Origin of the sequence: Pseudomonas sp. TWI929 (assembly GCF_039673335.1) — a bacterium.
Classification (GTDB): domain Bacteria; phylum Pseudomonadota; class Gammaproteobacteria; order Pseudomonadales; family Pseudomonadaceae; genus Aquipseudomonas.
The window spans coordinates 11,416-24,273 of record NZ_JBDJLK010000008.1 but is presented as its reverse complement, the minus strand read 5'-3'; the positions used below and the strand labels follow the sequence as shown (position 1 = coordinate 24,273).

Genomic DNA, 12,858 nt, shown 5'->3' with positions numbered 1-12,858 from the left:
GTGGCCATGCTGGAGCTGACCGACACGCAGATCGGCACTTGGGTCGCCACTTTCATCCTGCCGCTGTTCAGGGTGACTGCAGTGCTGATGACAATGCCGATCATCGGTACCCGCATGCTGCCGGCGCGGGTGCGCCTGTACGTGGCGGTGGCCATCACAGTGGTGATTGTCCCGGCGCTGCCACCTTTGCCCGAGTTCGACCCGTTGAGCCTGCGCGGCCTGCTGCTGTGCGCCGAGCAGATCATCGTTGGCGCGCTGTTCGGCCTGGCGCTGCAGTTGCTGTTCCAGGCCTTCGTGGTCGCCGGGCAGATCGTGGCGGTGCAGATGGGCATGGCCTTCGCCTCGATGGTCGACCCCGGCAACGGCGTCAACGTCACGGTCATCAGCCAGTTCATGACCATGCTGGTGAGCGTGCTGTTCCTGCTGATGAACGGCCACCTGGTGGTGTTCGAGGTGCTGACGGAAAGCTTCACCACCTTGCCGGTGGGCAACGCGCTGGTGGTCAACCACTTCTGGGAGCTGGTCGGGCGCATGGGTTGGGTGTTTGGCGCCGGTCTGCTGCTGATCCTGCCGGTGATCGCCGCGTTGCTGGTGGTGAACATCGCCTTTGGCGTAATGACCCGCGCCGCGCCACAGCTGAACATTTTCTCCATCGGCTTCCCGTTGACCTTGGTCATGGGCATGTTCATTTTCTGGGTTGGCCTGGCCGATGTGCTGTCGCACTACCAGGCATTGGCCAGTGAAACGCTGCAATGGCTGCGTGAACTGGCAAGGGCGCGCTGAGCATGGCAGAGAGCGAGAGCGGTCAGGACAAGACAGAAGACCCCACCGACAAGCGCAAGCGCGATGCCCGCGAGAAAGGCGAGATTGCGCGCTCCAAGGAGCTGAACACGGTGGCGGTGACCCTGGCCGGCGCCGGTGGCCTGCTGGCGTTCGGCGGCCACCTGGCCGAGACGCTGCTGGCGTTGATGCGCATGAACTTCAGCCTGACCCGCGAGATCATCGTCGACGAGCGGGCCATGGGCGCCTTCCTGCTGGCGTCGGGCAAGATGGCCATCTGGGCGGTGCAGCCGGTGCTGATCCTGCTGTTCGTGATTTCCTTCGTGGCGCCCATCGCGCTGAGCGGCTTCTTGTTCTCCGGCAGCTTGCTGCAGCCAAAATTCAGCCGCATGAACCCGCTGGCGGGGATCAAGCGGATGTTCTCGATGCATGCGCTGACCGAGCTGCTCAAGGCGCTGGCCAAGTTCTTCGTGATCCTGGTGGTGGCGGTGGTGGTGCTGGTCGGCGACCGCCAGGCCTTGCTGTCGATTGCCAACGAGCCGCTGGAGCAGGCGATCATCCACAGCTTGCAGGTGGTGGGTTGGAGTGCGTTGTGGATGTCGGCCGGGCTGCTGCTGATTGCGGCGGCGGATGTGCCGTTCCAGCTGTGGCAGACGCACAAGAAAATGAAGATGACCAAGCAGGAAGTGCGCGACGAGTACAAGGACAGCGAGGGCAAGCCCGAGGTCAAGCAGCGTATTCGCCAGTTGCAGCGCGAGGTGTCGCAACGGCGCATGATGGCGGCGGTGCCGCAGGCCGACGTGATCATCACCAACCCCACGCACTACGCGGTGGCCTTGCAGTACGACCCGGAGAAGGGCGGGGCGGCGCCATTGCTGCTGGCCAAGGGCACTGACTTCATGGCCTTGAAAATTCGTGAAATTGGCGCGGAGCACAAGATCCAGATCCTCGAATCGCCGGCGCTGGCGCGGGCGATTTACTACTCCACCGAGCTTGAGCAGGAAATCCCCGCCGGCTTGTACCTGGCGGTGGCGCAGGTGCTGGCTTATGTGTTCCAGATCCGCCAGTACCGCGCGGGCAAGGGCAAGCGGCCAGACCCGCTGAAAGAAGACCTGCCAATTCCGCCGGATTTGCGCCGCGACAGTTGACCTTGTGCCAGGGCTTCCGGCCCTTTCGCGGGCTCGCCCGCTCCCACAGGGATCTCACCGCTTTCAAGGGCGACGCCGCACCTGTGGGAGCGGGTTCACCCGCGAAAGGGCCGGTACAGGCAAGCGGAGTCTCTGCTCGGCCAGCGCAGCATCAGTTGGCCTTGTGCCATGGCTGCTGGTCTCTTCGCGGGTAAACCCGCTCCCACAGGTATTTCACTGCTCTTAAGGGCGGCGCCGTACCTGTGGGAGCGGGCATGCCCGCGAAGGGGCTGGAACAGGCAACATAAATCCCCCGCCAGGCAAAGTTGGAAAGCTTCTTGCAAAGCCAGCGCCAGGCGCCCCGTGGGCGTCAAAGTTTTGCTTCAAGAGGACTCGCGGTGGATCGCACTCAGTTAATCAGCAACGCCCGTAACAACCTGGCCGGGCTCGGCCGGGGCAACCTGGGTGTGCCGCTGTTGCTGCTGGTGATGTTGGCAATGATGATGTTGCCGATACCGCCGTTCCTGCTCGACGTGTTCTTCACCTTCAACATCGCCCTGTCGATCGTGGTGCTGCTGGTGTGCGTTTACGCCCTGCGTCCGCTCGACTTCGCCGCGTTCCCCACCATCTTGCTGGTGGCCACGCTGCTGCGCCTGGCCCTCAACGTGGCCTCTACCCGGGTGGTCATGTTGCATGGCCAGGAAGGCCACGGCGCCGCAGGCAAGGTGATCCAGGCCTTCGGTGAGGTGGTGATCGGCGGCAACTACGTGGTCGGTGGCGTGGTGTTCGCCATCCTCATGATCATTAACTTCGTGGTGGTGACCAAGGGCGCCGGGCGTATCTCGGAAGTGAGCGCGCGGTTCACCCTCGACGCCATGCCCGGCAAGCAGATGGCCATCGACGCCGACCTCAATGCCGGCCTGATCGACCAGGCCCAGGCCAAGGCCCGCCGTGCCGAGGTGGCGCAGGAGGCCGAGTTCTACGGTTCGATGGACGGTGCCAGCAAATTCGTGCGCGGTGACGCCATCGCCGGCTTGCTGATCCTGTTCATCAACCTGATCGGCGGCATGCTGATCGGCATGCTGCAGCACGGCATGAGCTTCGGTGATGCCGGCAAGGTGTACGCCTTGCTGACCATCGGTGACGGTTTGGTGGCGCAATTGCCATCACTGCTGTTGTCCACCGCCGCCGCGATCATGGTCACCCGTGCTTCGGGCTCCGAGGACATGGGCAAGCTGATCAACCGGCAGATGTTCGATTCGCCCAAGGCGCTGGCGGTGTCCGGCGCGCTGATGATCGTCATGGGCCTGGTGCCAGGCATGCCGCATGTTGCCTTCCTCAGCCTCGGCCTGCTGGCCGGTGGCGGTGCCTACCTGGTGTGGAAGAAGCAGCAGAAAGCCAAGCTTGAGGCGCAGCAGGAAGTACAGCGCCAGCAAGACCTGCTGCCGTCGCCACAGCGCGCACAGGAGACCAAGGAGCTGGGCTGGGACGACGTAACGCCCATCGACATGATCGGCCTGGAGGTCGGCTACCGGCTGATCCCGCTGGTCGACCGCAACCAGGGCGGGCAGTTGCTGGCGCGGATCAAGGGTGTGCGCAAGAAGCTGTCCCAGGACTTGGGCTTCCTCATGCCCACCGTGCACATTCGCGACAACCTCGACCTGCAGCCCAGTGCCTATCGCCTGACCCTGATGGGGGTGATCCTGGCCGAGGCGGAGATCTACCCGGACCGGGAACTGGCGATCAACCCGGGCCAGGTGTTCGGCACCCTCAATGGCATTGCCGCACGTGACCCGGCGTTTGGCCTGGAGGCGGTGTGGATCGATGTCGGCCAGCGCTCCCAGGCGCAGTCGCTGGGCTATACCGTGGTCGACGCCAGTACCGTGGTGGCTACCCACCTCAACCAGATCTTGCAGAAGCACTGCCACGAGCTGATCGGCCACGAAGAGGTCCAGCAACTGTTGCAGGTGCTGGCCAAGGCATCGCCTAAACTTGCTGAAGAACTGGTGCCGGGTGTCATTTCCTTGTCGGGCTTGCTGAAGGTGCTGCAAGCGCTGTTGTCCGAACAAGTGCCAGTACGCGATATCCGCAGCATTGCCGAAGCCATCGCGAACAACGCTGGCAAGAGTCAAGATACCGCCGCGCTGGTGGCGGCAGTGCGCGTCGGATTGTGTCGTGCCATCGTGCAAAGCATTGTCGGCGTTGAGTCGGAGCTGCCAGTGATTACCCTGGAGCCAAGGTTGGAACAGATTTTGCTGAATAGTCTGCAAAGGGCCGGGCAAGGTCAGGAAGACGGTGTTCTTCTGGAACCGAGCATGGCCGAGAAGCTGCAGCGTTCGCTGATCGAAGCGGCCCAGCGCCAGGAAATGCAGGGCCAGCCGGCCATACTCCTGACGGCCGGCCCGATCCGCGCCATGCTGTCGCGTTTCGGTCGCCTGGCTGTACCGAATTTGCATGTTCTGGCGTATCAGGAAATACCTGACAACAAGCAAGTCACCATCGTTGCCACCGTGGGCCCTAACGGCTGAGGTAGGGGATAATGCAAGTTAAGCGATTTTTCGCCGCCGATATGCGTCAGGCCATGAAACTGGTCCGTGACGAGCTGGGCGCCGATGCCGCGATCATTGGCAACCGCCGCATTGCCGGTGGTGTCGAACTGACGGCTGCGCTGGACTACAAGCTGTCCGCCCTGGCCCCGCGTGTGCCCAACGCCGAGCTGGAAGAAGAGCTGCGCAAGACCCACACGCGCATCGCCACCGCCCAGGCCGAACTGGACCACCGCCAGGACAGCAGCGATAACAACCGCCAATTGTTTGCCGGGCAGTCGCTGACCGCCGCCGAGCCGCTGATCGAACCGCACGCCGATGCCCCCGAGGCCGCTGCCGCAGCCACGCCGGCGCCGGTGGACCCGCGCCTGTTCGATGCCATGCGCTCCGAGTTGTCGGGCCTGCGCGAGCTGCTGGAAGTGCAGCTTGGCTCGCTGGCCTGGAACCAGTTGCAGGGCAGCAAGCCGCAGCAGGCAACCGTCTGGCGCCGCCTGCAACGTATCGGCCTGTCCGGGCCGATCGCCCGCGAGCTGCTCGACTTGACCTGCGAGATCGAAGAGCCACGCCAGGCCTGGCGCATGTTGCTGGCGCACCTGGCGCGGATGATCGAAATCCCCGAAATCGAGCCGATCGAAGAGGGCGGGGTAATCGCCATGGTCGGCCCGGCCGGCATGGGCAAGACCACCACCCTGGCCAAGCTGGCCGCCCGCTACGTGCTCAAGTACGGCGCGCAGAATCTGGCGCTGGTGAGCATGGACAGCTTCCGTATCGGTGCCCAGGAGCAGCTCAAGACCTTGGGCCGCATCCTCAACGTGCCGGTGACCTACGTCGACCCGGGCCAGTCGCTGGCCGCGGCGCTGGAGCCGCTGCTGCGCAAGCGCGTGGTGCTGATCGACACCGCCGGCCTGCAGGCCAGCGACCCGGCCCTGCGCATGCAGCTGGAAACCCTGGCCGGGCGCGGCATCGCCGCGAAGAACTACCTGGTACTGGCCACCACCAGCCAGAAGCAGGTGCTGACCGCCGCCTATCACAGCTACAAGCGCTGTGGCCTGGCCGGTTGCATCCTGACCAAACTCGATGAAACGGCAAGCCTTGGCGATGTGCTGAGCCTTGCCATCAGTCATGAATTGCCAGTGGCCTACCTGACCGATGGGCCGCGCATTCCGGACGACCTGCACCTGCCACGGGGGCACCAGCTGGTAACCCGCGCGGTCAATGTGCAGCAGCAGGACGAGCCCAGCGAAGAGGCCATGGCCGACATGTTCGCTGATCTCTATCACAACCCACGGCGAGCGGGTTGATGATGAAGCGTGTGCAAGGTAGCTATGCCAAGGGGTACGCAGAATTGCCCTACGTGTGGCCTGAGTCCCAGCGAGACAAGGTAAAGAACAGACATGGGTAGCATGCATCCCGTACAGGTGATCGCCGTAACTGGTGGCAAAGGTGGCGTCGGCAAGACTAACGTTTCAGTGAACTTGTCCCTGGCGCTGGCCGAGCTTGGCCGCAGGGTCATGTTGCTGGACGCCGACCTGGGCCTGGCCAATGTCGACGTGTTGCTGGGCCTCACCCCCAAACGTACCCTGGCCGATGTCATCGAAGGGCGCTGCGAGCTGCGTGACGTGATGCTGCAGGGCCCTGGCGGCGTGCGCATCGTGCCGGCAGCCTCGGGCACCCAGAGCATGGTGCACCTGGCCCCGGCGCAGCATGCCGGGTTGATCCAGGCGTTCAGCGACATTGGCGACAACCTCGACGTGCTGGTGATCGACACCGCTGCGGGTATCGGTGACTCGGTGGTCAGCTTCGTCCGCGCCGCCCAGGAAGTGTTGCTGGTGGTGTGCGACGAACCCACCTCGATCACCGACGCCTACGCCCTGATCAAACTGCTCAACCGCGACTACGGCATGAACCGCTTCCGCGTGCTGGCCAACATGGCGCAGAGCCCGCAGGAAGGGCGCAACCTGTTCGCCAAGCTGACCAAGGTCACCGACCGCTTCCTTGACGTTGCCCTGCAGTACGTGGGCGCCGTGCCGTACGACGAGTGCGTGCGCAAGGCCGTGCAGAAGCAGCGGGCGGTGTACGAAGCGTTCCCGCGCTCCAAGTGTGCGCTGGCCTTCAAGGCGATTGCCCAGAAGGTCGACAGCTGGCCGCTGCCGGCCAACCCGCGCGGCCACCTGGAATTCTTCGTCGAGCGCCTGGTGCAACCCACCAGCGCGGGTCCCGTGCTATGAATGCCAGCGGCTTCAAGATGTACAGCCGGGCGGCGAAAGACGCCCAGTACGAGCTGATTGAACGCTACGCCCCGCTGGTCAAGCGCATCGCCTATCACCTGCTGGCGCGGCTGCCGGCCAACGTTCAGGTCGAGGACCTGATCCAGGCCGGCATGATCGGCTTGCTGGAAGTGGCCAACAAGTACGATGCCAGCAAGGGCGCCAGCTTTGAAACCTATGCTGGCATCCGCATCCGCGGGGCCATGCTGGACGAGGTGCGCAAGGGCGACTGGGCGCCGCGTTCGGTACACCGCAACACGCGCATGGTCAGTGATGCAATGCGCACCGTTGAAGCAAGAACCGGCCGCGACGCTAAAGATCATGAAGTTGCTGCCGAACTCCAATTGAGTCTCGATGATTACTACGGGATCTTGAACGATACCCTGGGCAGCCGCCTGTTCAGCTTCGACGACCTGTTGCAGGACGGCGAGCACGAAGGGCTGCACGAGGACGGGGCCAGTGGCCAGGTGGAGCCTGCGCGTGGCCTGGAGGACGAACGCTTCCAGGTTGCCCTCACCGAAGCCATTGCCAACCTGCCGGAGCGTGAGCGCCTGGTGCTGGCGCTGTACTACGACGAAGAGCTGAACCTCAAGGAAATCGGTGAGGTGCTTGGGGTCAGCGAGTCGCGGGTCAGCCAGTTGCACAGCCAGTGTGCCGCGCGCCTGCGCAGCCGCCTGGGGGAATGGCGGGCACGTTGAGCCCGCTGTCGTTGCAGTCGTTTTCCATGTTGCACCGAATTGATTGAATGCGCGCTCGGGGCCGAGCGCGTTTGAGACTGCTTGGAGGTCTACTTGAACAAAGACATGAAAATCCTCATCGTTGACGACTTTTCGACGATGCGGCGGATCATCAAGAACCTGTTGCGTGACCTGGGCTTCACCAACACGGACGAAGCCGACGACGGCACCACGGCGCTGCCGATGCTGGAAAACGGCCACTACGACTTCCTGGTGACCGACTGGAACATGCCGGGCATGTCCGGCATCGACCTGCTGCGTAAAGTGCGTGCCAGCGACAAGCTGAAAACCATGCCGGTACTGATGGTGACCGCCGAAGCCAAGCGCGACCAGATCATCGAAGCGGCCCAGGCCGGCGTCAATGGTTACGTGGTCAAGCCGTTCACCGCCCAGGTGCTCAAAGAAAAGATCGAGAAGATCTTCGAACGCGTCAACGGCTGAGTCACGTCAGGGGGCGCGCCATGGATTCATCACAAACGTCTTTGGGCGAGTTCGAATCGACCCTGAAGAAACATGCCCAGGAGTTGGTCGAGAGCCTGGAACGCGGCCGTTTCGGCGAGGCGGTGCAGCTTATTCACGAGCTGAACCAGACCCGCGACCGCGGCCTGTACCAGGAAGTCGGCAAGCTCACCCGCGAGCTGCACAGTGCCATCGTCAGCTTCCAGATCGACCCGACCATGCCGCAGGCCGAGGAGGTGTCGCAGATTACCGACGCCACCGAGCGCCTGTCGTATGTGGTCAAGCTGACCGAGGGCGCGGCAAACCGCACCATGGACCTGGTCGAGGAAAGCACCCCGGTGCTCAACGACCTGGCCAGCGAGGCCAAGGCCCTGAGCACTGACTGGCAGCGCTTCATGCGCCGCGAAGTGGCGGCGCCGGAGTTCCGTGATCTGGTCAAGCGCGTCGACAGTTTCCTGACGCACAGCGCTGAAGGTAACCGCAAGGTTGCCGGCCACCTCAACGACATTCTGCTGGCCCAGGACTATCAGGACCTGACCGGCCAGGTGATCAAGCGCGTCACCACATTGGTGACCGAAGTGGAAAGCAACCTGCTCAAGCTGGTGCTGATGGCCAGCCAGGTCGACCGTTTCGCCGGCATAAATCATGACCACGATCAATTGCGCGCAGAAAAAGATCGAGAAAAACATCCGACTCGGGGTGAAGGTCCGCAGATTCATGCCGATAAGCGTGAAGACGTCGTGTCCGGTCAGGACGATGTCGATGATCTGCTGTCCAGCCTGGGTTTTTAAGGAGCACGTTAGATGAGCTTCGGCGCCGATGAAGAAATCCTTCAGGATTTCCTGGTAGAAGCCGGCGAAATTCTTGAGCAACTGTCCGAGCAACTGGTCGAGCTGGAAAGCCGGCCCGACGATGCCGACCTGCTCAATGCGATCTTTCGCGGTTTCCACACTGTAAAAGGGGGCGCCGGCTTCCTTCAGCTGAACGAGTTGGTGGAGTGCTGCCATATCGCCGAGAACGTGTTCGACGTCCTGCGCAAAGGTGAGCGCCGGGTCGACGCGGAATTGATGGATGTGGTGCTCGAAGCACTGGACACGGTCAACAGCATGTTTGGCCAGGTGCGCGAGCGTGGTGATGTGACCCCGGCTACCCCCGAACTGCTGGCGGCGTTGTCGCGCCTGGCCGAACCTGGCGGCGCTGCAGCCGCTGTGGCGGAACCGGTCGTCGAGGCGCCGGTCGTGGCCGAGGAACAGCACCAGGACATCACCGACAGCGAATTCGAGCAGTTGCTCAATTCGCTGGATGCGGTCAAGGCACAAGCTGAGGCCGACGAGCAGCTGCAGGGCGAGACCGTCAGTGGCGCAGGTGACGAAATCACCGACGCCGAGTTCGAGTCGCTGCTCGACCAGTTGCACGGCAAAGGCCAGTTCAGTGCCGAGGTTGCCGCGCCGCCAGTCGCCGTCAGCGCCGAAGCGGCCAGCGACGAAATTACCGACGCCGAATTCGAATCGCTGCTCGACCAGCTGCACGGCAAGGGCACCTTCCAGGCAGACGCCCTGCCTGCCGTGAAGGCGCCGGCACCTGCTGTGGCTGACAACGCCGTAGTGGCCAGCGCAGCCAGCGACGAAATCAGCGAGCACGAATTCGAGGCCCTGCTGGACCAGTTGCACGGCAAGGGCAAGTTCGGCGGCGACGTGGCTGCCGTTGAAGCGCCTGCCGCCGCCAAGCTGCAGGCACCGGCCGCGGCCAAGGCCGACAGCCAGCCGGCACCCAAGCCAGCTGCTGCGGCCCCGGCACCAGCCCCGGCCAGCAAGCCGGCGCCGCGCGCACCGGCACCGGCTGCCGACAAGCATGCGGTCAGCGAAGCGGAAACCACCGTACGCGTCGACACGGCGCGCCTGGACGAGATCATGAACATGGTCGGCGAACTGGTGCTGGTGCGTAACCGCTTGGTGCGCCTGGGCCTGAACAGCGGCGACGAGGCCATGTCCAAGGCCGTGTCCAACCTCGACGTGGTCACCGCCGACCTGCAAACCGCGGTGATGAAAACCCGCATGCAGCCGATCAAGAAAGTCTTCGGCCGCTTCCCGCGCCTGGTCCGTGACCTGGCCCGCCAGCTGAAGAAAGAGATCAACCTGGAGCTGGTCGGCGAAGAGACCGACCTGGACAAGAACCTGGTCGAGGCCCTGGCCGACCCGTTGGTGCACCTGGTGCGCAACGCCGTCGACCATGGTATCGAGATGCCCGATGAGCGTGACGCTTCCGGCAAGGCCCGCACCGGCCGTGTGGTGCTGTCGGCGGAACAGGAAGGCGACCACATCCTGCTGTCGATCTCGGACGACGGCAAGGGCATGGACCCCAACATCCTGCGCGCCAAGGCTGTGGAAAAGGGCCTGATGGACAAGGACGCCGCCGAGCGCCTGAGCGAGTCGGACTGCTACAACCTGATCTTCGCCCCGGGCTTCTCGACCAAGACCGAGATCTCTGACGTGTCTGGCCGTGGCGTGGGCATGGACGTGGTGAAGACCAAGATCTCCCAGCTCAACGGCTCGATCAATATCTTCTCGGCCAAGGGCCAGGGTTCGAAGATCGTCATCAAGGTGCCGCTGACCCTGGCGATCATGCCCACCCTGATGGTGATGCTGGGCAACCAGGCGTTTGCCTTCCCGCTGGTCAACGTCAACGAGATCTTCCACCTCGACCTGTCGCGCACCAACGTGGTCGATGGCCAGGAAGTGGTGATCGTGCGCGACAAGGCGCTGCCGCTGTTCTACCTCAAGCGCTGGCTGGTGCAAGGCCAGGTGCACGAAGAGCAGCATGAAGGCCACGTGGTGATCTTGTCGGTCGGCACCCAACGCATCGGCTTTGTCGTCGATCAACTGGTTGGCCAGGAAGAAGTGGTAATCAAGCCGCTGGGCAAGATGCTGCAGGGCACCCCGGGCATGTCCGGGGCCACCATCACCGGCGACGGTCGCATCGCGTTGATTCTCGACGTCCCGAGCATGCTCAAGCGTTACGCCGCGCGGCGTATTTGATTTCGGTGGCGCACCCTGGCGGGTTGCGCCGCCTAATGGAGTGTTTATGGCAGTCAAGGTCCTGGTGGTGGATGATTCCGGTTTCTTCCGCCGCCGCGTCTCGGAAATCCTCTCGGCGGATCCGACGATCCAGGTAGTGGGTACCGCGACCAACGGCAAGGAAGCAATCGACCAGGCGCTGGCGCTCAAGCCCGATGTCATCACCATGGACTACGAAATGCCCATGATGGATGGCATTACCGCAGTGCGGCACATCATGCAGCGCTGCCCCACGCCCGTGTTGATGTTCTCCTCGCTGACCCATGAAGGCGCCCGCGTTACCCTTGATGCGCTGGATGCCGGTGCGGTGGATTACCTGCCGAAGAACTTCGAGGACATCTCGCGCAACCCGGATAAGGTCAAGCAGATGCTGTGCGAGAAGGTGCATACCATTTCCCGCAGCAACCGCCGCTTCGGCAGCTACGCCAGCCCAGCACCGGCCGCTGCACCAGCGCCAGCCAGCAGCCATGCGCCCGCCAGCAGCTTCACCAGCCCTGCGCTGGTGCGCCCTGCTGCGCCTGCCCGGGCAGCGGCTGCCGCGCATTCGCCGGCACCCAAGCGCAAACCTTACAAACTGGTAGCCATCGGCACCTCCACCGGTGGCCCGGTCGCCCTGCAGCGGGTACTGACCCAACTGCCGGCCAACTTCCCGGCACCTATCGTGCTGATCCAGCACATGCCGGCAGCGTTCACCAAGGCATTTGCCGAGCGCCTGGACAAGCTGTGCCGGATCAACGTCAAGGAGGCCGAGGACGGCGACATGCTGCGCCCGGGCCTGGCCCTGCTGGCCCCGGGTGGCAAGCAGATGATGATCGACGGCCGTGGCACGGTGAAGATCCTGCCCGGTGACGAGCGCCTGAACTACAAGCCTTGCGTGGACATCACCTTCGCTTCGGCGGCCAAGTCGTATGGCGACAAGGTGCTGTCGGTGGTGCTTACCGGCATGGGCGCCGATGGCCGCGAAGGTGCACGCCTGCTCAAGCAGGGCGGCAGCACGGTGTGGGCCCAGGATGAAGCCAGCTGCGTGATCTATGGCATGCCCATGGCCATCGTCAAGGCCAACCTGGCCGACGCGGTGTACAGCCTGGACGAAATCGGCAAGCACCTGGTAGAGGCGTGCGTCTGATGGACGTCCTCAGCCTGATCGGCCTGATCCTCGCCTTTGTTGCCATTGTCGGTGGCAACTTTCTCGAAGGTGGCCATGTGGGCGCCCTGGTCAATGGCCCTGCGGCGCTGATCGTGCTGGGCGGCACCCTGGCGGCGGCCTTGCTGCAGTCGCCGCTGTCGTCCTTCAAGCGCGCCTTGCAGATCCTGCGCTGGATCCTGTTCCCGCCGCGGGTCGACCTGGCCGGCGGGATCGACCGCGTGGTGAACTGGAGCCTGACTGCGCGCAAGGAAGGCCTGCTGGGCCTGGAAGGGGTGGCCGATTCCGAGCCCGACCCCTATGCACGCAAAGGCCTGCAACTGCTGGTGGACGGCGCCGAGCCGGAAGCTATCCGCAGCATCCTTGAAGTCGACTTCCTGACCCAGGAAGGCCGTGACATCCAGGCCGCCAAGGTATTCGAAAGCATGGGCGGCTACGCGCCGACCATCGGCATCATTGGTGCGGTGATGGGCCTGATCCACGTGATGGGCAACCTCGCCGACCCGTCGCAGCTAGGTAACGGTATTGCCGTGGCCTTCGTTGCCACCATCTACGGCGTGGCCAGCGCCAACCTGGTGTTGCTGCCGGTCGCCAACAAGCTCAAGGCCGTCGTCATGCGCCAGTCGCGCTACCGCGAAATGCTGCTCGAAGGCCTGCTGTCGATTGCCGAGGGTGAAAACCCGCGCTCGATCGAGCTGAAGCTGCAAGGCTTCATGGAGTAACC

At 63.6% G+C, this 12,858-nt stretch carries 11 protein-coding genes; all 11 read left to right on the top strand.

Features of this window, described 5'->3' with window-relative positions; genetic code table 11:
• The first annotated feature begins 6 nt into the window (after positions 1-6).
• The 11 genes from fliR (at position 7) to ABE456_RS05915 (ending at position 12,856) form a co-directional block, all read left to right on the top strand.
• Positions 7-783, top strand: coding sequence for a flagellar biosynthetic protein FliR (fliR, locus tag ABE456_RS05965; protein ID WP_346643126.1), 777 nt, complete (start codon positions 7-9; stop codon positions 781-783).
• A 2-nt stretch (positions 784-785) separates the two neighbouring features.
• Entirely contained in the window at positions 786-1,928 is a 1,143-nt protein-coding gene (gene flhB, locus ABE456_RS05960; protein ID WP_346643125.1) for a flagellar biosynthesis protein FlhB, read from the top strand.
• Between the two features lie 377 nt (positions 1,929-2,305).
• Positions 2,306-4,435, top strand: coding sequence for a flagellar biosynthesis protein FlhA (flhA, locus tag ABE456_RS05955; RefSeq protein ID WP_156858290.1), 2,130 nt, complete (start codon positions 2,306-2,308; stop codon positions 4,433-4,435).
• Positions 4,436-4,446: 11 nt separating this feature from the next.
• Positions 4,447-5,754, top strand: a complete 1,308-nt coding sequence (flhF, locus tag ABE456_RS05950; protein ID WP_346643124.1) for a flagellar biosynthesis protein FlhF — start codon at positions 4,447-4,449, stop codon at positions 5,752-5,754.
• 93 nt (positions 5,755-5,847) lie between these two features.
• Positions 5,848-6,681 carry a flagellar synthesis regulator FleN gene (gene fleN / locus ABE456_RS05945; protein ID WP_264312203.1) on the top strand — a complete coding sequence of 278 codons (834 nt, stop codon included), beginning with the start codon at positions 5,848-5,850 and terminating at the stop codon, positions 6,679-6,681.
• The gene (gene fliA, locus ABE456_RS05940) at positions 6,678-7,418 is read left to right on the top strand and encodes an RNA polymerase sigma factor FliA (RefSeq protein WP_346643123.1); all 741 of its coding nucleotides are present in this window, start codon (positions 6,678-6,680) and stop codon (positions 7,416-7,418) included. The genes fleN and fliA overlap by 4 nt, the downstream gene beginning before the upstream one ends.
• A gap of 105 nt (positions 7,419-7,523) precedes the next feature.
• Positions 7,524-7,898 carry a chemotaxis response regulator CheY gene (locus tag ABE456_RS05935; protein WP_162241140.1) on the top strand — a complete coding sequence of 125 codons (375 nt, stop codon included), beginning with the start codon at positions 7,524-7,526 and terminating at the stop codon, positions 7,896-7,898.
• A 20-nt stretch (positions 7,899-7,918) separates the two neighbouring features.
• Positions 7,919-8,707: a protein phosphatase CheZ gene (locus ABE456_RS05930; protein ID WP_156858294.1), complete on the top strand. Its 789-nt coding sequence runs from the start codon at positions 7,919-7,921 to the stop codon at positions 8,705-8,707.
• Positions 8,708-8,719: 12 nt separating this feature from the next.
• A complete protein-coding gene (locus ABE456_RS05925; protein ID WP_346643122.1) occupies positions 8,720-10,951 on the top strand; it encodes a chemotaxis protein CheA in 2,232 nt (743 codons plus the stop codon).
• Between the two features lie 46 nt (positions 10,952-10,997).
• Complete coding sequence (locus tag ABE456_RS05920) at positions 10,998-12,116, top strand: chemotaxis response regulator protein-glutamate methylesterase (protein ID WP_156858296.1); 1,119 nt, start codon at positions 10,998-11,000, stop codon at positions 12,114-12,116.
• Positions 12,116-12,856 carry a flagellar motor protein gene (locus ABE456_RS05915; RefSeq protein WP_346643121.1) on the top strand — a complete coding sequence of 247 codons (741 nt, stop codon included), beginning with the start codon at positions 12,116-12,118 and terminating at the stop codon, positions 12,854-12,856. The genes ABE456_RS05920 and ABE456_RS05915 overlap by 1 nt, the downstream gene beginning before the upstream one ends.
• The last annotated feature ends 2 nt before the right edge of the window (positions 12,857-12,858 follow it).

Bases quoted from the DNA above. Each gene is read 5' to 3' on its own strand.
- flhF (WP_346643124.1), top strand. From the start codon at position 4,447: ATGCAAGTTAAGCGATTTTTCGCCGCCGATATGCGTCAGGCCATGAAA.
- ABE456_RS05935 (WP_162241140.1), top strand. From the start codon at position 7,524: ATGAAAATCCTCATCGTTGACGACTTTTCGACGATGCGGCGGATCATC.
- ABE456_RS05930 (WP_156858294.1), top strand. From the start codon at position 7,919: ATGGATTCATCACAAACGTCTTTGGGCGAGTTCGAATCGACCCTGAAG.
- flhB (WP_346643125.1), top strand. From the start codon at position 786: ATGGCAGAGAGCGAGAGCGGTCAGGACAAGACAGAAGACCCCACCGAC.
- fliA (WP_346643123.1), top strand. From the start codon at position 6,678: ATGAATGCCAGCGGCTTCAAGATGTACAGCCGGGCGGCGAAAGACGCC.
- fleN (WP_264312203.1), top strand. From the start codon at position 5,848: ATGGGTAGCATGCATCCCGTACAGGTGATCGCCGTAACTGGTGGCAAA.
- fliR (WP_346643126.1), top strand. From the start codon at position 7: ATGCTGGAGCTGACCGACACGCAGATCGGCACTTGGGTCGCCACTTTC.
- ABE456_RS05915 (WP_346643121.1), top strand. From the start codon at position 12,116: ATGGACGTCCTCAGCCTGATCGGCCTGATCCTCGCCTTTGTTGCCATT.
- ABE456_RS05925 (WP_346643122.1), top strand. From the start codon at position 8,720: ATGAGCTTCGGCGCCGATGAAGAAATCCTTCAGGATTTCCTGGTAGAA.
- ABE456_RS05920 (WP_156858296.1), top strand. From the start codon at position 10,998: ATGGCAGTCAAGGTCCTGGTGGTGGATGATTCCGGTTTCTTCCGCCGC.